The organism is Candidatus Hydrogenedentota bacterium (genome assembly GCA_016791475.1).
Classification (GTDB): domain Bacteria; phylum Hydrogenedentota; class Hydrogenedentia; order Hydrogenedentales; family JAEUWI01; genus JAEUWI01.
Window position 1 is genome coordinate 20,249 of record JAEUWI010000056.1, and the last position, 23,923, is coordinate 44,171.

Annotated in this window: 17 protein-coding genes and 1 tRNA gene; 10 read left to right on the top strand and 8 right to left on the bottom strand. The window is 61.7% G+C overall.

Annotated features, from left to right (window positions below; translation table 11 throughout):
• The first annotated feature begins 40 nt into the window (after positions 1-40).
• Positions 41-559 (top strand): ankyrin repeat domain-containing protein, encoded by a 519-nt coding sequence (locus JNK74_23015; GenBank protein MBL7649059.1) that lies wholly within the window; start codon positions 41-43, stop codon positions 557-559.
• Here the strand turns inward: JNK74_23015 and mnmA are convergent.
• The 5 genes from mnmA to trxB form a co-directional block, all read right to left on the bottom strand.
• Positions 556-1,638: a tRNA 2-thiouridine(34) synthase MnmA gene (gene mnmA / locus JNK74_23020; GenBank protein ID MBL7649060.1), complete on the bottom strand. Its 1,083-nt coding sequence runs from the start codon at positions 1,636-1,638 to the stop codon at positions 556-558. The genes JNK74_23015 and mnmA overlap by 4 nt on opposite strands.
• A 207-nt stretch (positions 1,639-1,845) precedes the next feature.
• On the bottom strand, positions 1,846-2,265 hold the full coding sequence (locus tag JNK74_23025; protein MBL7649061.1) for a polymer-forming cytoskeletal protein: 420 nt from the start codon (positions 2,263-2,265) through the stop codon (positions 1,846-1,848).
• Between the two features lie 178 nt (positions 2,266-2,443).
• Positions 2,444-3,451, bottom strand: a complete 1,008-nt coding sequence (locus JNK74_23030; GenBank protein MBL7649062.1) for a M23 family metallopeptidase — start codon at positions 3,449-3,451, stop codon at positions 2,444-2,446.
• A 254-nt stretch (positions 3,452-3,705) separates the two neighbouring features.
• A complete protein-coding gene (locus JNK74_23035; protein ID MBL7649063.1) occupies positions 3,706-4,311 on the bottom strand; it encodes a YkgJ family cysteine cluster protein in 606 nt (201 codons plus the stop codon).
• Between the two features lie 503 nt (positions 4,312-4,814).
• Positions 4,815-5,762: a thioredoxin-disulfide reductase gene (trxB, locus tag JNK74_23040; GenBank protein ID MBL7649064.1), complete on the bottom strand. Its 948-nt coding sequence runs from the start codon at positions 5,760-5,762 to the stop codon at positions 4,815-4,817.
• Between the two features lie 272 nt (positions 5,763-6,034).
• Here trxB and JNK74_23045 point away from each other — a divergent pair.
• From JNK74_23045 to JNK74_23055, 3 genes are all read left to right on the top strand, one after another.
• Positions 6,035-6,111: transfer RNA gene (locus JNK74_23045), tRNA-His, on the top strand.
• Between the two features lie 265 nt (positions 6,112-6,376).
• On the top strand, positions 6,377-7,528 hold the full coding sequence (locus JNK74_23050; protein ID MBL7649065.1) for an AAA family ATPase: 1,152 nt from the start codon (positions 6,377-6,379) through the stop codon (positions 7,526-7,528).
• Entirely contained in the window at positions 7,521-8,210 is a 690-nt protein-coding gene (locus JNK74_23055; protein ID MBL7649066.1) for a DUF4276 family protein, read from the top strand. The genes JNK74_23050 and JNK74_23055 overlap by 8 nt, the downstream gene beginning before the upstream one ends.
• 75 nt (positions 8,211-8,285) lie before the next feature.
• On the opposite strand, the gene JNK74_23060 is transcribed toward JNK74_23055, so the two are convergent.
• Positions 8,286-9,755 carry a hypothetical protein gene (locus tag JNK74_23060; GenBank protein ID MBL7649067.1) on the bottom strand — a complete coding sequence of 490 codons (1,470 nt, stop codon included), beginning with the start codon at positions 9,753-9,755 and terminating at the stop codon, positions 8,286-8,288.
• A gap of 323 nt (positions 9,756-10,078) precedes the next feature.
• Here JNK74_23060 and JNK74_23065 point away from each other — a divergent pair, with 323 nt between their 5' ends.
• The 5 genes from JNK74_23065 (at position 10,079) to JNK74_23085 (ending at position 18,228) form a co-directional block, all read left to right on the top strand.
• Positions 10,079-10,723, top strand: coding sequence for a TetR/AcrR family transcriptional regulator (locus JNK74_23065; GenBank protein ID MBL7649068.1), 645 nt, complete (start codon positions 10,079-10,081; stop codon positions 10,721-10,723).
• A complete protein-coding gene (locus JNK74_23070) occupies positions 10,711-12,456 on the top strand; it encodes a TolC family protein (GenBank protein ID MBL7649069.1) in 1,746 nt (581 codons plus the stop codon). Before JNK74_23065 ends, JNK74_23070 begins: the two co-directional genes overlap by 13 nt.
• Positions 12,443-13,672 (top strand): efflux RND transporter periplasmic adaptor subunit, encoded by a 1,230-nt coding sequence (locus tag JNK74_23075; protein ID MBL7649070.1) that lies wholly within the window; start codon positions 12,443-12,445, stop codon positions 13,670-13,672. The genes JNK74_23070 and JNK74_23075 overlap by 14 nt, the downstream gene beginning before the upstream one ends.
• The gene (locus JNK74_23080; GenBank protein ID MBL7649071.1) at positions 13,669-16,785 is read left to right on the top strand and encodes an efflux RND transporter permease subunit; all 3,117 of its coding nucleotides are present in this window, start codon (positions 13,669-13,671) and stop codon (positions 16,783-16,785) included. Before JNK74_23075 ends, JNK74_23080 begins: the two co-directional genes overlap by 4 nt.
• A 129-nt stretch (positions 16,786-16,914) precedes the next feature.
• A complete protein-coding gene (locus JNK74_23085) occupies positions 16,915-18,228 on the top strand; it encodes an alpha/beta hydrolase (GenBank protein ID MBL7649072.1) in 1,314 nt (437 codons plus the stop codon).
• A 10-nt stretch (positions 18,229-18,238) separates the two neighbouring features.
• On the opposite strand, the gene JNK74_23090 is transcribed toward JNK74_23085, so the two are convergent.
• Both JNK74_23090 and JNK74_23095 read right to left on the bottom strand, forming a co-directional pair.
• The gene (locus JNK74_23090; protein MBL7649073.1) at positions 18,239-20,536 is read right to left on the bottom strand and encodes a Tat pathway signal sequence domain protein; all 2,298 of its coding nucleotides are present in this window, start codon (positions 20,534-20,536) and stop codon (positions 18,239-18,241) included.
• 772 nt (positions 20,537-21,308) lie between these two features.
• Positions 21,309-22,370, bottom strand: coding sequence for an acyltransferase (locus JNK74_23095; protein ID MBL7649074.1), 1,062 nt, complete (start codon positions 22,368-22,370; stop codon positions 21,309-21,311).
• Between the two features lie 365 nt (positions 22,371-22,735).
• Here JNK74_23095 and JNK74_23100 point away from each other — a divergent pair, with 365 nt between their 5' ends.
• Positions 22,736-23,872 (top strand): DUF2961 domain-containing protein, encoded by a 1,137-nt coding sequence (locus JNK74_23100; GenBank protein ID MBL7649075.1) that lies wholly within the window; start codon positions 22,736-22,738, stop codon positions 23,870-23,872.
• Positions 23,873-23,923 lie beyond the last annotated feature (51 nt).

Genomic DNA, 23,923 nt, shown 5'->3' on the forward strand with positions numbered 1-23,923 from the left:
AACGAATCAGGCGTTGAAACTAACCACGGAGGTACCGCCTGTGAAAGCAGTTTGGCTACATACACTCGACGACGACGGAAAGACTCCTCTGGACCGCGCTTTTGGCAGCGGGCACATGGCGCTGGCGGAAATGATGCTGCGGCAAGTGCGCGATGACGAACGGGAAATGGACAAGAAGGCCCCCCCGATGCACCGGGCGGCCTACCTGGGCCTCACCGACGCCATTCACTCCCTCCTGCGTATTGGCACGGACCCGAGCCAGCGCGACAGCCTGCTGGAGACCCCCCTGCATAAGGCGGTGCGCGAAGGACATATTGCGACCGTGGCGGCCTTGCTGGAGTCCTGTGATGTGAATGCCGAAAGCAACATGGGCATGACGCCGCTGCACTGGGCCTGTGTTACGGGCAATCAGGAAATCGTGGAATTGCTCCTGAGCCGCGGCGCCGACCCCTATAAGCGCGACGAGTGTATCGATGGTATGACGGCGGCGGACATGGCGGACTCGCTGGGCTACGTGGAGATTTCGGATCTGATCCGGGGAGGCGCCTCGTACTTCTAAGCGGATGCCGCGCCGCGAAGCCCCAGGCATTCCTCCGGCCGGGCCAGGCGGAAACCCTGCACGATGGCGGCCCCCAGCACGAATCCCTCGAGGTCGTAAAATACCGCCCATTGCCCCGGGGTGACGGCCTGCTCCGGAACGTGAAATTCCACTTCCGCGCCGCGCAGATCGGGCCGGACCGTTGCGGGAACCGCCTGATGGCGGGAGCGCAACTGAACCAGGCACTCAAACGGAGCCTCCTGCCGGGGAAGCCCGCCCCAGCACACGGGGCCGGTTCGAAACGCGGCGGAAAAGGTCTCTTCCGCATGGCCCACGATCACGGCATTCTCGGCGGTGTCCAGACGCACCACGTAGTAGGGCCGATCACTGCTTACGCCCAGCCCGCGCCGCTGCCCGATCGTGTAGTGCATGAGCCCGTTGTGGGTACCGACGATCTTTCCGTCCGTGGTCTTGATGGGACCCGCCGGCATGGCCTCGGCACGGCCTTCAATCCAACCGGCGTAGTCCCGGTGGGGAATGAAGCAGATCTCCTGGCTTTCCTTCTTGGTGGCCATGGCGAAATCGAGGCCCCACGCGTGATCGCGCACTTCCTCTTTCGTCATCTCGCCGAGGGGAAACCACGCCCGGCGCAACTGCGCCTGGGTCAGCGGGGAGAGCACATAGCTCTGGTCCTTGGGAAGATGGACCGCACGCCGCAAGGAATAGCGATTACCCCGCTGTTCCAGCCGGGCATAGTGGCCCATGGCGATGTAGTCCGCCCCGATCTTGTCGGCCCACTGGTAGAGCGCGCCGAACTTGATCATGCGATTGCACCGGGCACAGGGATTGGGCGTGCGGCCATGCTGGTATTCCTCCACGAAGTGGGAGATGATGTCGCGATCAAAGCGATCGACGGCATGCATCACCTGGTGGGGAATGCCCACCTTCTCACAGACGCGCCGGGCGTCTTCGGCGGCTTCGAGGCCGCAGCAGGGCTCAAAGACGGACTTGCCCTCATGCTCCGGCACCAGCCGCATGGTCACCCCGACGCAATCATAGCCCGCCTTGGAAAGTAGCGACGCGGTGACGGCACTGTCCACCCCGCCACTCATGGCGACGAGAATTTTTGCGGATTTGGGGGGCGTTACAGTCGGCATGATGGAGGATGAAGGTTAAAGAATGAAAAGTTAACTGAGACGTTGGTGCTTCAAGAACGCCAGTCGACTCTAATCAGACCGATCAGTCGGATCCGACCGATCAGTCTGAAGAGTGGCCGGAAATGACCCGCGCGTCGTGAGCAACTCGGTTTAACTTTCCTTCGCTTTCGCCTGCTGCTGCCCACCCTGGACCTTGGCAGGGGCCTGGGATTCGCCGGGCGCTTTCATCGTGCACTTCCCTTCGAAAAGCACGCCCTCGGCAATGCTCACGCGGGGCGAGGTGATGTCCCCCACCACTTTACCGCCGGCACAGATCTCCAGGCGTTCATGGGCGAGGACATTGCCGTGGACTTCGCCGCTGATTATGATCTGGCCCGCGACGAGGTCGGCCTTCAGCTTGCCGCTTTCCTGAACAACGATGGTATCGCCGCTCTGGATATTGCCCGAGACCGTTCCTTCGATGCGGATCGTGCCCTGAGAGCTGATATCGCCTTTTATCGTGGTGCCCTGGCCGATGATGCTTACAACTTTGTTCTCGTTGTAGGTCTTCGATTTCCGTGATTCGAGCATGTCAGGTTTCCGTTGTTGCGACCGTGGGGCGCGTTGGGCCGGATGGGACGCGTGCGTCAACCCGCGACACACGCCAGACGGGGCCGCGAGCACCAGCCTTTACAGGATAGTAGTGCCCTGAATTGTACATGAATGGCCAAAAAATTGCGAGAAGGCGACCAGCCCCCCGGATTGCCCCCTACTCGGTCATATACTTCTCACTGTCAACCGGCGCGCCATCCACGTGTACTTCGTAGTGGAGGTGGGCTCCCGTACTGCGACCCGTGCTGCCCACATTGCCAATTACGGTCGACCGATCCACCACATCCCCTACCTGGGAACTAATCTTGGAAAGGTGGGCGTACCAGGTTTCCAGGCCACCGCCATGGTCGATCTTGATGAGATTTCCATAAAACTGGTCATATTCGGCAAAGGTTACCGTACCCCGGGCCGTCGCGCGCACTTTGGTGCCCGTCGGCGCGGCCACGTCCGTGCCATCGTGATGGCGCACACGGCGGTGGAAGGGATCGCGGCGATAGCCGAAACGAGAGGTGATCTTGCCCGCGCCATTCACCAGCGGCCAGATGGCCGGGATGCGGGTCAGCTTGTCCTTCATGGCCTTCCCGTCCATCACCAGCTCGGATAGACTCTTCTGCCGGACGCGAATTTCCTGAAGAATCAGGTCGGCCGAGGGGCGGGACATGCCATAGATGATGTGGGGCGGGCGAAACTCGTGGCCAATACCGGCGTGCGCCACGGGCTGATAGCCCGAAGGAGCGCCGCCCTGCCCGCCGCCCGTGGCGGTGGATTCCGTCTCCTCGCCCTTTTCCCGGGGCGCGATACCCGTGATGGAACGGGCCTGAGCCTCCATGTCGAGGAGTTCGGTCAATTCCGCGGTGATGGTGGCGAGATTCGCTTCATACTCCCGGCGGAGCGATTCCTCCAGCGCGCGCAGGTCCTTTTCCGTATCCACGGGGGCCTCGGCCACGGGCTGGGGGGCTTCCAGTTCCCACTGGAGCGTCTTGTTCTGCTGTTGGAGCACCGCCGCCTGAGCGGCGATGACCTGATGACGCTGGAAAAAGAATGCCGAAAAGAAAGCCAGCAGGGAGAGTACCGCAATTCCGGTCCAGAAATGATAGGCGGCCAGGGAAAATGTCTGTGTGCCGCCCCGATCCTGGGGAATAAGCATCACGGTCCAACGTTTCATAAATGTAAAGGCTCCTGTAGAGAATCGAAGCGCGCTGGGATGGCGTCTGGGAGAACACGGCTACGTCAAGAATTTCCGTGTAACGATCGCCTCGTTTCGTTGTAGTATGCCTCTGTGGGGCGATTAGGTTCCCGTCGAAGGGTGGCCCACTATAGCACCGGCGGACGGAATCAGTCAATACAATATTGATAATACGAAATCAATACGGAAGATTTGATAGGCCGTTTCCGTAGCTTTTATTGATTTTTTCTGTATTAATTTCCGCTTTTGGCGGCACGACGCGCGCCACTACCCTTCTCCGATGACTTCGTCTTCACAAACTCCACAAACATCTTGATGAAGTCTTCCGGGGCTTTGCCTTCATAGTCCCGACTGTTGAACACCTCCACCAGATCATTGTAATCACGCTGGTGAATGCTGTCATCCAGATAGAGTTCGTACAGCGGAATGGTATCCACTTTGCCATCCCGGTGCTTCGGGCAGCCCACATCCTTATGGAGTGAAAAGCCCTTGAAGGAGCCGTCCCGGAACTCTTCGAGCTTGAAAGGGTACAGTCGGCAGAGGATGGGGCGGGATTCGTAGATCGAGCAATAGCGGGTCTTCTTGTCGAGGAAGTGGCAGCCCTTCTTGCCCCGCTTCAGGGCCATCATGAAGCGTTCCTTCCCAACCTTCAGCCAGGTGGGATCGCCCTTGGTCACCCCCTGAATCTCACCCGGTCGGATGAACTCCAGAAACTCATAGGGATCCGCCCCTTCCTGCCGTACGATGCGGATGACGTCCCAGGGCGTGGGAAGGCATACCACGTCGGTGCAACAATGTCCGGTGTGATGGCAGGAAAAACTTACGGTGTCTCGTCCCATGATGGTGTCCTGGATTTCAGATGGCCAAGTCGCGGGGCGGTATCGGTGCGTCCCGCATTTCGGGCTACGATAGCAGAGCCCGGATTGCCATGCCAAACTGGTCCAGTCGGCGACCGGAACACAGGTGTTTTTATGGCAGAACCTTGGTATACTGTGAACACTAAGAAACGGGGACGCTGGCAAGAAGGTGCGCCGGTGTTGAAGGGTGTACTACAGTATCGCCGGTTTCATCGGACGAACCACGTCCATAGTTGCGTCAAGAAAAATTCTAAGGAGACAAGAGCATGGCACCGAAGATGGCATTTAACATTGAAGTTGTTCTGGACGTAATCCTTCAGATCGTGGCCGTGATCGAAGCAATTCTCGGTCTCTTCGGCATCCAGAGCCTCTAAACCACCGAATCGCGGCATCCCCCGGCCTTGGGCCGGACGCCGGAAAAAGAATTACCCGCCCGGAACTCCCTGGGGTTTTCCGGGCGGGCTTAAGTTGTTCTCCGGAGCGGCTCAGCCTTCCTGGGACTCCAGCCAGCGGGTCGCGTCGATGGCGGCCATGCAACCGCTGCCCGCGGCGGTGATTGCCTGACGGTAGACGTGGTCCTGCACGTCGCCGCAGGCGAAGACGCCTTCCACGTTCGTGTAGCTCGTGCCGGGCTTCGTGGCGATGTAATCGTTGTCGTGCAGGTCGATGATGCCCTTGAAGATGTCCGTGTTGGGCTTGTGGCCGATGGCCGCGAAATAGCCCGTGCACTCCACCTCCCGCGTCTCGCCCGTATTCACATCCTTCAGACGAACACCGGTCACGCCGTCCTTGTCATTCCCCAGCACCTCGTCTACGGTCGTGTTCCATTCCACCTGCACCTTTTCATGGTTGATAACACGATCACCCATAATCTTGCTCGCCCGGAACTTATCCCGGCGGTGCACCACATGAACCTTGCTGGCAAACTTCGTGAGAAACAGCGCCTCTTCCATCGCCGTGTCGCCGCCGCCAACCACCACCAGGGGCTTGTTTCGGAAGCGCGGCAGGGCGCCGTCGCAGGTGGCGCAGGCGGACACGCCGCGGTTCTCAAACTTGGACTCCGACTCCAGGCCCAGGTACTTCGCCGTGGCGCCCGTGGCGATGATCACCGTCTTCGCCTCCCAGACCTCCTCGCCGGAATAGACCTTGAAGGGGCGGGACGAGAAGTCCACCTTCGTGACCGTCTTGTACAGGAAGCGCGTCCCGAATTTCGCCGCCTGCTTCTTGAACTGCTCCATCATCTCCGGGCCGGTGACGCCATCGGGATAACCGGGAAAATTCTCCACCTCGGTGGTCGTCATGAGCTGGCCGCCGGGAAGAATATCCTTGCTCAGCTCGCCTTCCAACATCAGGGGATTCAGATCGGCCCGCGCTGTATAGAGCGCCGCCGTGTATCCCGCCGGGCCCGAACCAATGATGACAACATTTTCCATTTCGCGAAACTCCAGGGTAAATCCGAAAAACTATCCGCCCGATAATACGTGAAGACGGCCCGCCAGCGGTAGCGTGGACACGGGTCCGACGCCCGCTCCCGCCTTGCCGCGTTATTTATACCATATCCAAATAACAATACTCAACAACACCACACCCGACCGGGGCCGGGGAGAAAAACTTGCAATTTCCCGCCGTTGCTTCGTATACTTTGCCTTCTATTCACACCGCCCGAAATGCCATGTGCATACAGGGGGTGACGGGTAGATGACAGGCCTGGGTAGCTCAGTTGGTTAGAGCGCTGGATTGTGGATCCAGAGGTCGCGGGTTCGATCCCCTCTCCAGGTACCATTAAAGTAAATAGCCCCGAGAATCGTGTTTATTCATGATGCTCGGGGTTTTTGCGTTCAAGCTGCATGGAATCGCTGGCCCGCGCCTTGACGAAACTCCGTCCCGTTGTTAGAATCCAAACACGGCTTGGCGTATGCGACCGAAATTGGCGCGAGTATGCTGATATCCGGGGTCCGACGTGCGATCGACTAAGCGACGTTCGTCCATATCCACGAGGGACACGGGCTCCATATCCCGACCTTCGATGCACACGGAACCAATTGACATGCCTGATCAGAAACTGACTACCCTGACCGTTTCAGGATTCAAATCATTCGCGGCGTCGGCACCGGACGATTCGACCGGCGGGAACCAAATGCGCTTGAGCAATGTGACCGTGCTATTGGGGGCCAATGGCGCGGGCAAGAGCAATGTGGTTACCCTTTTCCGACTGATGGATGCCATGTTGACGGGTACGCTTCAGGATTTCGTGGGGAGAAATGGCGGGGCAGAGTCCTTACTTCACTTCGGACCGCGCGCCACGCCCCGTCTCACGTTCACGATTGAATCCGAATCAGTTGAAATTGCGAGCCGATACACCGTGACCATGTCCGCCGCCGCGCCGGATACGCTCAACATTCCCATAGAAAATTGGGAGGTCCGACTCAAGAAGTCGAATGTGCACGACTCGTCCGACACGGGAATGGCCGGGCGACTGGAAAGCCACTTGAGTACTGGACGAACCCACAGCCGCGCGTTCGACAATGGTCTCCACCGCCTGCTGCGTGGTTGCCGCACATACCAGTTTCACGACACCACAGAGAACGCCCGCATTCGCAAAGCGAGCTATATTGAGGACGCTGCGCGTCTCAGGGGCGACGCAGGCAATCTCGCGGCTTTCCTTTTTGGATTAAGATTGAACCACAGCGACTACTATGAGCTTATCGTACATACGATACAGCAGGTGTGTCCTCAGTTTGGCGGGTTCGAGTTGGCGCCCTCAACACTGAATGCGAACTCCATCCTCCTGAATTGGAGAGATCGCACTCGCCTCGACCATCTCATGGGCCCCCATCAACTTTCCGACGGCACACTTCGTTTCATGGCCTTGGCGACCTTGTTCCTGCAACCCCCGGAACTGCTGCCGCCGGTGATCATCATTGACGAACCCGAACTCGGCCTCCACCCCATGGCGCTCGCGATTCTCGCCGGTCTCGTGCGCGGTGTGGCGGGCAAATCCCAAGTGATCCTCGCGACTCAATCCGAAACGCTCGTTAACCACTTCGAAGTGGACGATATCAGGCCGGTATCCACCGCAAATGGGTCCTCCCGATTTCTACACCTTTCTCTCGCGGACTACGCGCAATGGCTTGAGAATTACACGCTGGGAGAACTTTGGGAAAAGAACGTATTCGCCGGGGGGCCTCGTTTTGGTTGAACTCTACGCGGTAGTGGAAGGGGTGAGTGAGCAGAACTTCGTGGAGCAGATTCTCGCGGAGCACTTCGCAAAGCGAGGGATTTATATCAGCGCGACACGCGTGGGAAGGCCGGGACACAAGAGTGGCATTTGCGGCTGGGAGCGCGCCCGAAGGGACATTGTCAATTTCCTCAGGCAGGGCAACCCTGGGCGGCGCGTCTACGTGACGACCATGTTCGACTACTACGGGATGCCATACACGTGGCCCGGCAGGGCGCAAGCGGCGGCGAAACACATTCCCGAACGGGCCGCGACAGTGGAAGATGCATTGCTGAACGACATCGCGGCCCAGCTCAACGACTTGGACCGGAAATTGTTCATTCCCTACGTACAGCTTCACGAGTATGAGGCGCTGATCTTTAGTTCGCCTGGGGCCTTGACTTCCGAGTTTCCCGGACGTGTTCGGGAGATTAAGGAATTGATTGCGGAGTCTGGTAATTTGGATCCCGAGTCCATAAATGACGGCCCCTCCACCGCCCCTTCCAAACGGATCGAAGCGCGAATACCCGAATACGCGGGGCGGAAGCCATCCGCGTCGGTAAATGTTCTGCGGGAAATCGGTCTAGTTGAGCTTCGGAACCGGTGTCCCCATTTTGATCGCTGGCTCTCACGCCTCGAATCGTTGGACTCCGCAAGATCATAGTCAGGACCGACCTTTGATGGACTGTCTTATCGCCTCGGATCTGCATAAACTGAGGTACACAGTGAATCCCCCACCTCACTCGGCCCACAACGCATTCACCGCCTTCACGGTCTCGTCCGTCAGCATCTGGCCGCCTTCGGGGCCGACTTCGTTGCTCTGCACGATGGCGCTGTACCCGCCCCCTTTGGCCGCGATGGGCGTGGGCACGTAGGTGCCGGGACCCGCAAGCTGGATGAGGAAAGTCTGGAGCGCCTTGCTCCGGGCCTTCATCTGGATGCCGTACTGCATGAAGAGCTCAAAGGGATTGGTGGCGATGGCAATGTCACCCAGGCGGACGGCATGCATCTCCACCGGATAGGGCTTCGCACCTTCGGCCTGCTGGCGCGCGTAGCGATCGAGGACGCGCTGCTGCCACACGGTACGGCGACTGAGTTTCGGGTCCTTCGCGGATTCGTCCCGCTCGCGTATTGCCGCTTCGTACTCTTCCTTGGTCACCATCCGCTCGGGCAGGCCCAGGGCGTGCACGGTGTGGCTCAGGGGCGGATCAGTCTTGATATCTTTCTTCGCTCCCTCGAGCGCCTCCTCCCACGCAAGAATGACGCGGCGGGCGATTTCGTCGAGGCGGCTCAGGCCGCGCAATTCGCGCATGCGATCCTCCGCCGCCTGCCGGTAGCGGATGTGGGGCGAGATATCGCCGCACGCACTGGCCCAGCCGAGCACCACGAGGTGCTCGCCATGCTTCGCGCGAAGTCCGGCGCGCACCGGCGCCCAGAAGTCGGCATTGACATACATGGCGCTCTCCACCTCCTGCGAGGGACAGGCCACATTCACGGTGGAAGCGATCAACTGATCCTTCGCGTCCCAAAAGAAGAGCGTTTCCACCGCGTGGTCCTCAGGCCCCTCCACACCACGAAAATCATCGCGCTGCACGGGCCCATACATCACCGCCGTGCCGTCCGCGTTGAGCATGCGCCGGTTGTAGCCCACCACCGCGTGGCCCAGCCCCCAGCCCGCCCGGGCCGGTTGCAGCGACTTCCAGGCGGACTCCGCCACCTGAACCACGCGCTCCACCAGGAAAGCCCGGTACTCGGTCGGCGTCATCACGCCCTCCACCTCAATCAGATAGTGGCCCTCCGTCAGCGACGGCGCCGTGTGGGTGTGGGTCGCGCTGAGGATCATCTTCCGCACATCGAAGCCCGGCAATCGCGGGGCCAGCGCCGCGCGCACCTCGTCGATCACGCCTTCCCGAATCGCGACAAGATCGCAGGCCACAAAAAGGGCCTGGCCGACAGTCGTCTCGCCATCCCGCGATTCCAGCGCGAGCGCCGAAGCGGTCAACTCGCTCTCCACCCCCTGCGAAATTCGCGTGGACAACTGGCCGTCGAGCGCCACGGGGCGATCCGGGGTGATGCTGAGCATGGACGCGCCGGCATAGAGGGATGCGGCGTGAACGTGTGACGCGGCCAGGGCCAGTGTCACGAGCAATAGTGAGCGAATAAGCATGTTTTCATCTCCCGCTTGTTCATACGTACATCTTATAACCATAGCACCCGCGCCGGGCGTATCGCGACCTGGTTCACGGGGGCTTTGACACAGCGCCACCGCTCGGCGGGCATCGCGCTTCATTCAGGCGGAATAATTCTCACCCAGGCTTTCTGACCTGCCCCTCTAAGAGGCGAAGCGGTCCAACGACCGTTAATAGTGCGATAGTCCCGACGCCTTCGCGTATTCGGCGTGGAGAGGCGCATTCATTGACAGCAATTCTTCCCGACGGCGAATGCACCTTCGCAGCCAGGAATTTCTCGAAACCCCCGCGGCTCTGCTATTGTCTCTGATCTCAGACTGACCGGTCAGTTCTGGCGAAAGGGATGAGTATGGAGAAAAGGGACAAGCGGGAACGCATCCTGGACGCGGCGGAAAAACTGTTCAAGCACCGGCGCTTTCACGAAATCACCTTGCAGGAGGTGGCTCAGGCGGCGAAGGTGGGCAAGGGCACCATTTACTTGTACTTCGAAGACAAGGACGATCTGTTCTTCCAGGTGGCGACATCGGGCTTCGACGAGCTCTGCGAAGTGGTGGAGCGCCATGGCGCGCCGGATGCCCCCTTCATGGAGCGGCTGCTGGCCATGTGCGAAGAAGTATCATCCTTCTTTGAGCGTCGCATCGAGATGTTCAACATTATCCAGGCGGAGGCGGCGTGGATGCCGGGCGGCGCGAAGGGCAAGTTGATGCAACGCTGGGGCCGACGGCGCAGGAAGCTGGTCGAGGCCACAGTAAAGATTCTGAAGCAGGGTGTAGACGAAGGTGTGGTGCGACCGGATCTTCCGGTGGACGTCATGGCCATGTACCTGCTGGGCATGCTGCGCACGCGCACGCGCGACCTGCTGGATTTTCCAAAGGAACACCGGAGCCATCATGTTTTGGTTGAATTATTCTGCAATGGGACCTTCGAATGTGGTGTAGAGAACGAAAAAGCGCGCGGTGGAACGCGGGGGCTCGCATGCGCGCTGTGAACTTGAACAGGTGGAGCGCCGCCTTCGCCCTGGTCGCCATGCTGGCCGGCTGCGCGCACACGGAAACAAGCTGGACGCCGGAGACCGTCGCGCCGCCCCCACTGGCCAAGGCCGCCATCGAGGCGCCGGCCTCGCTCGAATCGCGGGCGGAATCCCTGGCGCTTCCGGCGGAGCTCTCCGGCCCGGTGACGCTGACGCGGGATGGCGCCATTCTCACGACCTTGCTGAACAACCGGCGCATCGAAGTGGCGCGCTTCGGCCCGGAAATAGACGCAACGTACATCGACGAGAACCGCGCGGTTTTTGATCCGCGCCTCCTGGCGCAGATATCCCGGGGGCGCGGCACGCGTCAGAGCCTGGGTTTCAGCAGCACGGGAACCGCCACTTCAGGCGGAACCACCGCCAGCAAACAGTTGACGCCGGACAATGTGGCCGATTTGCTGGCCAGTGTGCAGCGGTTGAACGAATCGATCGACGCGCTGAACGGGGACAACGACAGCACGGTCGTGGGTAACTCGGGCTCGGTAGAAGTGCAGCAGTTTCTCCCCACGGGCACGCTGCTTTTCCTCACCGGCGCGGGCACAACGCTGGACCATAATCCCGGTGGCGATTCGTCTCAGCACACATGGACCGCAGGCGTTTCCCAGCCCCTCCTTCGCGGCGCGGGCATGGAAACCAATCTTGCCGCGCTGCGTCAGGCAAGAAACATCGCAGCCCAGTCGGAGCACGAGTTTCGCCGGGCGGTGCTCGACGTGGTGCGTGAAACGGAGCGGGCCTACTGGGAATTGGCGCTGGCGAAGGAGGTTCTCGCGATTCGCGCGTTTGGCGTGACCCTGGCCAATGATCAGATGAAGCGGGAAGAAGAACTGGAGTCCGTGGGCAAGGCCCTCGGGGGCGACGTGATGACGGCCCGCGCGGAACGCCTGGCGCGACAGGCCGATCTGGTGGATGCGCAGGCCGCGTTGAAGTCGCAGAGTATCGAACTGATTCGCCTGATGCATCCGGAGTCCGCGCCGCGCTGGGAAGTCGGCTTCGAACCCCAGGATGAGGCCGAAGTGGTGGAGGTGGCGCTGAATGCCGACGAGAGCGAGGACCTTGCACTCCTTTACCGGCCCGAGCTTGCCCAGGCCCGGCTGACGCTGGCGAACCTGGAGCTGGATGTGGTGCGGACGCGCAATGGCCGACTTCCTCAGCTCAATCTGGTCGGAGAATATGAAGGGGCGAGCGGCGGCGAAAGCGCCACTTCGTCGAATACCTCAAGTTCGGATGAGGACACGTATAGTGTGGGCCTTCAGTTTGAGATGGCCCTCTTCAACCGGGCGGAGCGCGCCCGTCACCTCAGGGCGCAACTTTCGCAAGAGCGGGGCGCGGGCTATATCACCCAGTTGGAAGAAGAGATCGCGGCGGATGTGCGACAGGCCATGGTGGAAGTCGAGCGCCAGTGGGAGCGCCTTGCCGCCACTGCGGAGGCTGTGTTAAGCCGCCGTGAAGCGGTGCGTGTAATCGAGGGTCGCCACGAGGTGGGCAAGGCAACCAACCTGGACGTGCTGCAGGTGCAACGCGACCTGATCCAGTCCCAGGTGGACGATGCGACGGCGCGGGTCCGCTACATTGAAGCGTTGACGGAACTTTACGCCGCCGAGGGCACCCTCCTCGAGCGCCGGGGCATCGCCCTGGACGGCATATCCGGGCGGGACAAGCAACAGGAAAGTTTGACCGATGAAGTGGAATAAGATTGTCATCACGGGCTCCCTCGGCGCCATGGCGCTACTCCCCCTGGCGGGCTGTCCCGGCCAGAAGAAGGCGGGCGGCCCACCTCCCGGCGCGAACCAGCCGGCCCCCGTGCATGCGGCCCTGGCGGAAACCAATCGGGTGCCCGTCGAGCTGAGCGCCTTCGGCACGGCGGAGCCCCTCTCCACCATCGAATTGAAGGCGCAAGTCTCGGGCGAAATCATCGAGGTACTCTTTGCCGAGGGAGAGCGCGTTACCCAGGGCCAGCCCCTCTTCCGAATCGATTCCCGCCCCTTTGAGGCGGCGCTGGCGGAAGCGGAGGCCAACGTGGCCCGTGCCAGGGCCCTGCGGAGCCAGGCCGAGGCCAACCTGCACGAAAACGAAGTGAAGGCGAAGAACGCCGCGGTGGAACTGGAACGCAACAAAACGCTGCTTGCCCGGGAAATCGTCACACAGGAAGAGTTCGACCAGTCCCAAACCGCCGCGGACGCGCTGAAGGCTTCCGCCGTCGCCGTCGCCGCCGCGGTCCGCTCCAGCGGCGAAAATATTCGGGCGGCCGAGGCCGCGGTCGAGGTGGCGAAGCTGAACCTGTCCTATTGTACGATTGTTGCTCCTCTGGAGGGGCGCACGGGCAGCCTCATGGCCCATCGCGGCAATCTGGTGAGTGCCAATGCAAGCGAGCCGCTGGTCATCATCACCCAGACCGCGCCCATGTATGTGACCTTCACGGTTCCGGAGCATCATCTGCCCGCGCTGCGGCAGGCCATGGCTGCGGGTGAAGTGCCCGTCTATGCGGCGGCCCCCGACTCCGCCATGGAGCCGATCACGGGGCGACTGGTGTTCATCGACAACCAGGTCGATACCGTCACCAGCACCATACGCCTCAAGGCCGAATTTGAGAATCAGAATGAAGTGCTCTGGCCGGGTCAATACCTGGGCGTGCGCGTGGGCCTGGGCTTCCAGGACAATTGCACCACGGTACCGGCGGAGGCCGTGCAGACCGGTCAGGATGGCGCCTACGTCTACCTGGTCACGGCGGAAGAAAAGGCCGAAATGCGCCCCATCAAGGCGGGTATCACCCACGATGGACTCGCCGTGGTCGATGAAGGCCTGCAACCGGGCGACCGAGTGATCACCGAGGGACACCTGCGCGTGGCGCCGGGCAGCCCGGTGCGCGTGCTGGATGGCGATCAGCCTGCGGAGATTCCCGCGGGATGAACACCTCGGCCCTCTTCATCCACCGCCCGGTCATGACCACCCTCGTCATGGTGGGTATCCTGCTCGTCGGTATCGCGGGGTATCGCGCCATGCCGGTGAGCGATCTGCCCAATGTAGACTTCCCCACGCTGTCGGTGAACGCGAGCCTGCCCGGCGCGAGTCCGGAGACCATGGCTTCGTCGGTGGCCACGCCGCTGGAGCGCCAGTTCTCCACCATTGCCGGCGTGACCTCCATGACCTCGGTGAACGCCCTGGGATCGACGAGTATCACGGTTCAGTTTGATCTGAATCGCGATATCGACGCCGCCGCGCAGGATATCCAGTCCGCCATCACCCAGTCACTCCGCCAGCTTCCGCGCGACATGCCGAATCCACCCTCGCTGCGCAAGCTGAACCCGGCGGACCAGCCAATTATTTTCCTCACGCTGAACTCGCCCCTGTTGCCCCTTTCCCAAGTGGACGAGTACGCCCAGACCATGGTGTCGCAGCGCATTTCCATGCTGCCCGGTGTGGCCCAGGTGCAGATCTACGGTTCGCAGAAGTACGCCGTGCGTGTCCAGGTGGATCCCCACAAGCTGGCGACGCGGGGCATCGGGGTGGACGAGGTGAGTCAGGCGATCCAAGGGGCGAACACGAACCTGCCGACGGGCACCCTCCACGGCGCGCACCAGTCCTATACCATCGAGACCAGCGGCGAGCTGATGGAGGCGAAGGCCTTCGAACCCATCATCGTGACCTGGCGCGATGGCGCACCGGTGTACCTGCGGGATGTGGGACGCGTGGTCGACGCCGTCGAGAACGACAAGATCGCGAGCTGGTACAACGACACGCGCGGCGTGATCCTGGCGGTGCAGCGCCAGCCCGGCACGAACACGATTCAGATCGTGGACGCGATCAAGGGGCTCATGCCGGAGTTCGAAAGCGTGTTGCCGCCTTCCGTCAAGCTGAACGTGCTCTATGATCGATCCCAGGCCATTCGCGCCTCCGTGGCCGATGTGCAGTTTACCTTTGTCCTCACCGTGGCCCTCGTGGTGATGGTGATCTTTCTGTTCCTGCGCAACCTCACGGCCACGGTCATCCCCACGCTGGCGCTGGTGCTTTCCATCGTTGGTTCCTTCGCGGCGATGTACTTGATGAACTTCAGCATCGACAACCTGTCCCTCATGGCCCTCACCCTTTCGGTGGGCTTTGTCGTGGACGATGCCATCGTCATGATCGAGAATATCGTGCGCCACATGGAAAAGGGCGAGTCCCCCATGGAAGCCGCGCTGAAGGGCTCGAAGGAAATCGGCTTCACCATTATCTCCATGACCATCTCGCTCGTGGCGGTGTTTATCCCCGTGCTCTTCATGGGCGGCATCGTGGGGCGGCTGCTCCACGAGTTCGCCATCACCATCAGCATGGCGATTCTAATTTCCGGTTTCGTGTCACTGACCCTGACCCCCATGATGTGCAGCCGCTTCCTCCGCGATTATGAACACGCGCCCCACGGCGTGCTGTACAACACGCTGGAGCGCTTTTTTGATGCCATGCTCGCGGTGTACGCCTGGACGCTCCGCCTTTCCATGCGCTTCAAGCTGCTCACCGTATTCAGCCTGATTCCGCTGATCGGCCTCACGGTATGGATGTTTTCCAGCATGCCCAAAGGCTTCATGCCCGCGGAAGACCTGAACCAGCTCGTTGCCATTACGGAAGGCGCCCAGGGGATTTCCTTCGAGGATATGAAGGCGCACCAGCAGAAGCTCGCCGCCATCGTGGCGGCCGATCCCGCCGTGGCCGGCTTCTCCTCCTCCGTGGGCGCGGGCGGTCCAAACGCTTCGGGCAATGCGGGCCGCATGTTTATCACCCTGAAGCCCCGGGGCGAGCGCGACACGATTGACGATGTGATGAAGCGGCTGCGGAAAGACCTCGCCGCCGTGCCGGGCATCCGGGTGTTCATCCAGAACCGGCCCGCGATCAACGTGGGCGGCCAGACGACCAAGAGCCTCTATCAGTTCACACTCCAGGGCCTCGACACCGACCAGTTGTACGAGTACGCCCCGAAGCTGGAGGAGCGCCTGAAGACCCTCCCGGGCTTCCGCGACGTGTCCAGCGATCTGCAGATCTCAAATCCCCAGGTGCACATGGGGGTGGACCGGGAGAAGGCCGCTTCGCTGGGCGTCTCCATGCAGCAGGTTCAAAACGCCCTGTACACCGCCTATGGCGCGCGCCAGATCTCCACAATCTACGCGCCCAACAACCAGTACAACGTGATCATGGAAGTGCTTCCAGAGCTTCAGAAGGACCCGTCCTCGCTGGAGATGCTCTACGTCCGCGCTTCCGACGGGACCCTCGTGCCCTTGAGCACCATCTCCACGATCGAAAAGACCGTGGGGCCCTTGACCGTAAACCACCTCGGCCAGTTTCCGGCAGTCACGGTTTCTTTCAATCTGGAGCCGGGCTACTCCCTGGGCGACGCCGTCACACTCGTCAACGAGGCCGCGGCGGAGATTCTGCCCGAGGGCATTTCCACCAGCTTTCAGGGCACGGCCCAGGCCTTCGAGTCTTCCATGGTGGGATTGAATATTCTCATACTGGCGGCGATCGTCATCATCTATATTGTGCTCGGGATCCTGTATGAGAGCTTCATCCACCCTATCACGATTCTGTCCGGGTTGCCCTCGGCCGGCGTAGGCGCCCTGCTGACCCTGCACTTGTTCGGGATGGACCTGAACCTCTTTTCCCTCGTGGGCCTCATCCTGCTCATCGGCATTGTGAAGAAAAACGCCATCATGATGGTGGACTTTGCCCTGGAGGCTCAGCGCGAGCGCAACGTGCCCCCGGCGGAAGCCATCTACGACGCGTGCATCGTTCGCTTTCGCCCCATCATGATGACCACCATGGCCGCGCTCATGGGCACGCTGCCCATCGCCATGGGCCACGGCGCGGGCGCCGAATCGCGCCAGCCCCTGGGTCTTGCGGTCGTGGGCGGATTGCTCTTCTCCCAGGTCATCACGCTCTATGTCACGCCCTGCTTCTACATCTACATGGAAAAGCTGCAACAGTTGCTGAAGCGCTCGAAGTCGCCAGAGACCGCGACCGGTGAAAGCGCGGGGGAGGTGGCGGCGGGGTAAGGGTCACACATCGAACCGATCAGACGGATTGGACGGATCGGATTGGACGGATCGGTCTGATCCGTCCGATCGGCGCACGGCAGGCCTCCCCCCTAGACTTCCCCCGCCCTGGTCATTATAATCTCGGCCATGAACCCTTTCCCACGATCCTACAGAAATAGCCCGGCGCTGCTGCTCACCCTGCTCCCGATACTTTTCGGGGCGACCGGCTGCGAGCACACGGGCCTGATGAAGACCCCCAATCTCTACCTCGTTTCCGGGGAGGATCCCTTTGCGGACCTGCCCGCGACCCGGAAGACGGTGGATGTGAATCTCGTTTACGCCACCGACCGTTCCCCGGAGTTGGAGGTGGATCCGAAGAAGCGCCAGGGTACCGGCAATCAGTACGGCCACGAGAATGACGACCACCTCTTCTATGGCCGCGCCACGGTGACGCTGGGCGAGGGGGTCACCTGGGAAGAGCTCCACGACGCCAGCCTCACGCGGCAGCGCAACCATCGCTTTGTGCCCGAGTTGACCCACACGCGCCAGTTGGGCCGTTTTCCCGCCGCTTCCGGCGCGTGGCGAATGGAGAATGGCGCCCTCACCGCCGGCCCTTCACAGGAGGAGGCCGCGGCGGATTTCGCCGGCCTGGTGTCCCAGGAACTCGCGGACGCCGCACGCAAGGAAGCCTTTGTCTTCGTCCACGGCTACAACAACCAGTTTCACCATGCGGCCCTGACCATGGCCCAGGTGTGGCACTTCATGGGCCGACCCGGCGTACCGCTGATTTACACCTGGCCCGCGGGCCACGGCGGGTTGCGGGGATACACCTCCGACGTGGAGTCGGCGGAGTTTACGACCTTTCACATCAAACAGTTTCTGCGCGCCCTGGCCGCCGTTCCCGAACTGGAAAAGATTCACATTCTGGCCCACAGCCGGGGCACGGAAGTGGTCACCACGGCCGTCAAGGAGCTCATGCTGGAGTATCGCGGATCTGGTCAGGACACGCGCACCGCGCTCAAACTGGGCAATATCATTCTGGCGGCGCCCGACCTCAACCTTCAGACCGCCCGCCAGACCCTGGTGGCCGAGGGCACCATCTTTGTGCCGGAGCGCTTCACGGTCTACCTCTCGGAGAGTGACCGCGCGCTGAAGATTTCCTCCTGGTTTACGGACAGCGTGAAACGCCTCGGCAGCATTATCTTCGAGGACCTGAGTCCCCGGGATCGCGCCGCCATCGCCAGCCTGCCCAACATGAATTTTATCGATGTGAACGTGGAAAGCGACATCACCGGCCACGCCTATTTCTGGATCAATCCCGGCGCAAGTTCCGATGTGATCCTGCTCTTGCGCGACGACAAAGAGCCCGGCGCGGAAAATGGTCGCCCGCTCGTTCCACTGATGGACAATTTCTGGCAGTTGAACGACGACTACCTGAAGGGAAATACCCCCGTCCGGTAGATGTCACACTTCACGGGCTAAGCTTAAGTCCGAAGATTGCAGTTTCCGACAGGGAGCCGGCCACGGGTGCCACACGGGGCTCGTCCGCAAGCGCCGGATCGATCAACAGCGCCGTGTCTCCCTTTTTCAGGGCAAGCGCGAAGCAATGCTCACCCAGAGTGGTGAGGACTTTCCCATCGATCCCGGAGACGCGCGGCGGTCCGCTGAATTCGGCCCGTATTCGGCAGGGCTCGCCCGCCAGACTCGTCACCTGCACCCAGACCGTCTTTCCCTTCTCGCGCGCGGCACTCACGAGAAACGCGCCCTCGGCACGCCACTGGTAAAAGGTGCCATCGGTCCACGCGCCCGGTACGGCGGGGAAAATCCGGATCAGCGGACCGTCCGGCCCATCCCAGCTTTGCAGCAGCATGTCGTGGATGGACTGGGCGGCGGAGAGGGGCGTCTCGATGACCGGTCCGGCCTCGCGATACATGGTGTTCGGTTCGATGAAGCGCTTGAGGCCGTTGAGGTAGCCGAGGGCGCGGTCGCCATCGCCGATGGCGGCGGCAATGGAGGCCCCGCCCGTGAAGGAATAGCCGAAGAGGGCCTCGGGGAAGTGGTGCCAGTGTTCGAGCGAGCGGAGAATGCGCGCCCGGCCATCGGTCTGCTCTACATTGACCTGATACAGCGGATAGACCATGAGCAGGTGGGAGTAATGGCGGTGGCTGGAGTCCAGCGGCACATCCCGGGCGATGAGAAAACCCTCCTCTCCCTCGGGGAAGGGCGTCAGGCGCGCCGCGATGTCCCGCCAGGCGGGCGCCAGGGGATCGCCCGTGCCCAGCCGCGCGTCAATTTTCATCAGCGTCTCCACGCCCCACCGCAGCAGCGCGAGATCATAGTTGCAGTCAGGCCCTGTCTTGTATTCCGGCGAACGCGTGCGCGGCAGATGCAGCTTGCCGTCCGCCCCTTCCTCCAGGAAATGGCGGTGATAGTTCACCGCGCGGCGCAGCACCGGATAGAGCGTGTCGCGCAGGAGCCCATCATCGAGATTCATGCGGTAATGCAGCCACACATTGTGACAGGCCCAGAGCAGGTTGCCCACCTCGGGATCCCCCGCATCGCCGGGACGCTCCACCAGACTCGGATAGAAGGTGCCGCCGGTGAGGCGCGCCGTGGTGGATCGGTAGAGGCCCGCCGAGTCCTCCCGATATTCGGGCAGAACATTGGCGATAAGATTCGGGAGATAGTCACGGAGGCTGTTGGGCAGGGGCTCGGCCAGTTCGAGGTGATTCGAGGTGTAGAGGGGCCAGTAGGTCAACTGGACGTTGAGGTTCCACCAGATGCCCGGCCACGGCGTCGGCTGGTCCCAGGGTCCCATAATGCCGAGGATTACCCCGTCCCGGCGGGTCGCCGCACGGATCTTGTAGATCTGGTTCCAGTAAAAGCTCTGCCACCACGAATCAGGCAGGGAGAGAAAGCTCTGCTGGTAGTGGTCGCGCCAGGCCGCCTGATGGCTGTTCACAAAGTCCGCCCAGGGCAGCGCCGAAGTCGCCCGGACGGCATCGGCCGCGCTCCGGGCAATCACGGCGGGCTCTCCGGGCCAGGCGTACTGGGTGCTCGCGAATAACGTTCGCCATCCGTCCTCCTCGCCCTCGCGCCACGCCGTGGCGTAGCCCCCTTCGCTCAGGGGCTGCACCCAGACCGGCAGGCCGGCCACCTCGGTCAGGTAACCCGCGGGATTCGGCGTCCAGGATTTTGCGTAGGAAGGGTCGGGCTTGATCGCCAGGCGCGGATGAACGGCCTCGCTCGCCTTCCACGTCCACGACGCGCTCGCTTCGGCCCCCGTGCCCTTCCAGCGCACCACCATGGCCATGGCTGAGCCGTGGACCAGGGAACGCACCGCGATTTCTCCTTCGCTGGTGCGGATCGTGCCCACGAGTTCACCTCGCAGCAGATCCAGGCGCAGATCGCACCCGGTCAACGCGCCCTTCGTCTCCAATACAAACTGACCGATAGGCAGCCGCCCCATGCCGTAGTTCATGACGCGATGATCTTCCACATCGCTCCGGCCCACCTGCCACGCCACATGGTGATCATCCAGCGCGCGGACCGTGGCCCCCAGCATGCCATTGCCCAGGTAAGGCGCCTCCCACCAGTCTCCCGGCAACCGCTCCCAAACCGGATCCGCCGCCGCCAGCACCGCCGCCAGATCATCGTCCGTCGGCGCAAGGGGATCAGGCTCCGCAGCGGCGCGAAGAGCGATTGCAATGAAGGCCAGCACCAGAACGACACCGGCAACAAGCACGCGAAAGGAGTGAAAGGTTCCCACGATGAATCTCCCATGACCCCGGCCCGGAACAGCACACGGGGCCGCACGGGCCATGCGTCCACTGTGCACGATCCCGAGGGGCAGTTGCCACTCAGGGGCCACCCCGGCGCGGAAAGCCGCAGGAGGCTCCACTTTGTGAGGAATTCACTACAAACGGCGCGCCAAAGGAGGTTGACCATTCCTGGTCGACATATAGCAAGCCATAAAACGGGGACAGCCACCTATAAAAAGGACTTCTTGAACGCGCCTTGAGAATTTGCTTGGGAAACCATTTCTAACATCGCCCCTTTTGAACCGGGAAGTATGTGCCGCGAGGGGGCGGCAGTACATGGCTTCGGCGTCCTGAGTAACGGGTTTCCGCCATCTCCCTAAACCCATACCTCATAATTGTTTCCCCGTCCACCACTGCAACGTCCGATCCTAATCTAAAGGGGAGGTCCATCAACCCTCCCCGTAAGCGGGCAGTTGCCCGCCCTTTCAAATTTCGGTCCTACGCGTGCAGGCGCTACCCACAGTAGGCTGCTACTTCCACGATGGGCAGCGCTTGTCCAGCGGAGTTTGTGGTGTCGGAATCACGCGACATTCCCATGATTGGCGCTTCCACCAACGTCATCGCCACCTTTCTGGACCGTCCTGGGCTGAAGGCGCTGGATCTCCTCGCGGACTTGGGGGAATTCCTGGTGGAGGCGGGCGTTTATGCGACTGCCGAAGATGTCTACAACCTGGATGTGTACTTCGACGGCGTCTCGGTGTCGGATGGGGCCGTGTACTACTACTGCGACGGCGTACCGGAGGTTGCCGAGTTCGTCCGGGCGAGCCCGGCGGGCCATTTTGCTTTCCAGGCTTCGCCGAGGAAGAGGGTGCTCAGGAGGTGGCTGCGGCGGATCCCCATTTCCAGGGCGATGGGCATGAACATGCCGAGGGAGACCTTGAGGACGATGAGTCCGGCGACGCCTTCGTCCCACGGGGTGAGGCCGGCGAGGCGGTTGGCCACGGCCATGCCGATGGTGTGGAAGATGTAGATGGAGAAAGTGGCGTTGCCGATGGGGCCGAGGCCGGGCACTTCGCGCCGGTAGCGGAAGGCGAGGGCGCAGAAGGCGCAGCCGGTGACGAGGTTGAGCACCCCCCACTTCAGCACGATGAAATCGGGCAGGGGCAGGATGCCTCGGGCGTCGAGCTGCTCCAGGAGCATGCCCCCGGCGAAGCAGCCCCAGGCGATGGCCGCGGCGGCGCGACCGTGGAGCAGTTCGGGCCAGCGGCGGAGGGCGTAGCCCGCGAGGAAGTAGGGCATGAGCTGGACGAGACCGGCGTAGCCGAAGAAGCTGTTGAGGGGGAGGGCGAGGGAGACGACGTACCACGCGACGATGAGGACGGCGCAGGCGCGGGCGTTGCGGATCAGGGCGAAGCCGTCGATGATGGCGATGACGACGAAGATGAGGAAGAGGGATTGGAGGTACCAGAGGTGCTCGAATCGGAAGGCGTAGGCCCGGAGCACGTCGCCCCAGCCGGGGACTTTGTTGACGCCGGGCATGACGAGGCGCATGAGCAGGAGCACGGTGGTCATGGTGACGAGGGGCAGGAGGAGGCGGCGCGCTTTGACCCGGAGTGATCGGGCGATGTCGCCCCGGCCAACGGGCCGGATCGCATAGAGGTAGCCGGAGACGGCGGTGAAAATCTCCAGGGGAATATAGCGGATGAGTATTTCAAACTCGAAGTAGAAGCGGTCGGCCTTTTCGGCGTCCGCCAGGACGGCGTGATAGAGCACGACGATAAAAATCGCGAAGGCGCGAAGGGTATTGATGCTGTAGTCGCGGGTCGCGTTCGGATTTGACATGGATAAGTCCTGGGAGCCGGGTAGCGGTGTTGCGGGCTTGTAAGGTATTTCCCGACGTGCGGGGCCGGTCTCGGCCGCCGCATCCCTGAGTCGAAGGAGGCCACCCGGCAACCGTTGCATGGAGTCGCCGTGGTGCCGGGGGGGCATCGATTCTCCCAAATCGGGGGCGTGACCGTCTCGGTCCGTCTCCCTTGCCACCGCACCTCCTCATGCTGAAATACTATCATATGGAGGCTTTTTCCGGCAAATTCGGGTACTGGGGGCCGCACTGGCGTTCGTTGAATTCTCTTCTTTCCACTTGCCTGACTGTCGCGCGCGATCTACAATCATCGTCGAACGCTTAACCCATCGGGGAGAACTGAACCATGAAACGTATCGCAATTGCCCTAGTCACCCTCGCCTTCGGAGTAACACTCGTGCACGCCCAGGCCACCGGACTCGACCATCTCTACCAGCTCAAGGACGCGAAGACCCGCTCCATCAGCCCGGAAAATTTCACCGGCGAAAAGGGGAAAGGCGGCATGGCCACGCTCGAAGAGGGCACGGCCCAGCGCGCCGCCCGGGAGCTGGGCCAGGGCTGGAAGGTGAACCCCTACGTTCACATCGAGCCCGGCGCCACCTTCACCCTGGGCGAGATCAACGAGTCCGGCATTATCAATCACATCTGGATGACGCCGGTGGGCGATTATCGCCTCATGATCCTGCGCTTCTACTGGGACGGCGAGGAAACGCCCTCCGTGGAGGTGCCCGTGGGCGATTTCTTCGCGGCGGGCTGGGGCATGGGCAAGGAACCGCGCATCACCTCGCTGGCGATGTGCGTGAACCCCCGCAGTGGCTTCAACAGCTACTGGCAGATGCCCTTCAACAAGAGCGCCAAAGTAACCATGGAAAACCTGGGTGAAAAGAAGGCGACGGTGTACTACCAGATCGACTATTCCCTGGAAAAGGTAGAAAAAGACACGCCCTACTTCCACGCCCAGTTCCGCCGGACCAACCCGCTGCCCGCCAAGGAGGTCTACACCATCGTGGACGGAATCAAGGGCAGGGGAAACTATGTGGGCACCTATCTGGCTCACGGCGCGAACAGCCCCGGCTGGTGGGGCGAGGGGGAGATCAAGTTTTACCTGGACGGCGACACGGACTTCCCCACAATCTGCGGCACGGGCGAGGAAGACTATTTTAACGGCTCCTACGGCTACAACGACCACCAGGTGGACGGCAAGGACGTCTACGAGAGTTTCAGCAGCCCCTACACCGGCTTTTACCACGTGCAGCACGAGGGCGCCCAGCGCCGCTTCGGCCAGTATCGCTGGCACATCACGGATCCGGTGCGCTTCGAAGAGGATCTGAAGATCACCATCCAGAGCCTGGGCTGGCAGAGCGAAGGCCGCTACCTGCCCCTGGAAGACGATCTGGCCTCCGTGGCGTATTGGTATCAGGTGGAACCCCACGCCCCATTCCCCGCCCTGCCGCCGAAGGATAAATTGGTGATCGCGGAGTGAGGCTTCAGGCTGTAGGCTGTAGGCTTCAGGCTTCAGGCTTCAGGCTGTAGG

Excerpts from the sequence above, each read along its gene's own strand:
- JNK74_23075 (MBL7649070.1), top strand. The coding sequence starts at position 12,443 with ATGAAGTGGAATAAGATTGTCATCACGGGCTCCCTCGGCGCCATGGCG.
- JNK74_23085 (MBL7649072.1), top strand. The coding sequence starts at position 16,915 with ATGAACCCTTTCCCACGATCCTACAGAAATAGCCCGGCGCTGCTGCTC.
- trxB (MBL7649064.1), bottom strand. The coding sequence starts at position 5,762 with ATGGAAAATGTTGTCATCATTGGTTCGGGCCCGGCGGGATACACGGCG.
- JNK74_23030 (MBL7649062.1), bottom strand. The coding sequence starts at position 3,451 with ATGAAACGTTGGACCGTGATGCTTATTCCCCAGGATCGGGGCGGCACA.
- JNK74_23025 (MBL7649061.1), bottom strand. The coding sequence starts at position 2,265 with ATGCTCGAATCACGGAAATCGAAGACCTACAACGAGAACAAAGTTGTA.
- JNK74_23050 (MBL7649065.1), top strand. The coding sequence starts at position 6,377 with ATGCCTGATCAGAAACTGACTACCCTGACCGTTTCAGGATTCAAATCA.
- JNK74_23080 (MBL7649071.1), top strand. The coding sequence starts at position 13,669 with ATGAACACCTCGGCCCTCTTCATCCACCGCCCGGTCATGACCACCCTC.
- JNK74_23065 (MBL7649068.1), top strand. The coding sequence starts at position 10,079 with ATGAGTATGGAGAAAAGGGACAAGCGGGAACGCATCCTGGACGCGGCG.
- JNK74_23100 (MBL7649075.1), top strand. The coding sequence starts at position 22,736 with ATGAAACGTATCGCAATTGCCCTAGTCACCCTCGCCTTCGGAGTAACA.
- JNK74_23095 (MBL7649074.1), bottom strand. The coding sequence starts at position 22,370 with ATGTCAAATCCGAACGCGACCCGCGACTACAGCATCAATACCCTTCGC.
- JNK74_23060 (MBL7649067.1), bottom strand. The coding sequence starts at position 9,755 with ATGGTTATAAGATGTACGTATGAACAAGCGGGAGATGAAAACATGCTT.
- JNK74_23035 (MBL7649063.1), bottom strand. The coding sequence starts at position 4,311 with ATGGGACGAGACACCGTAAGTTTTTCCTGCCATCACACCGGACATTGT.
- JNK74_23070 (MBL7649069.1), top strand. The coding sequence starts at position 10,711 with ATGCGCGCTGTGAACTTGAACAGGTGGAGCGCCGCCTTCGCCCTGGTC.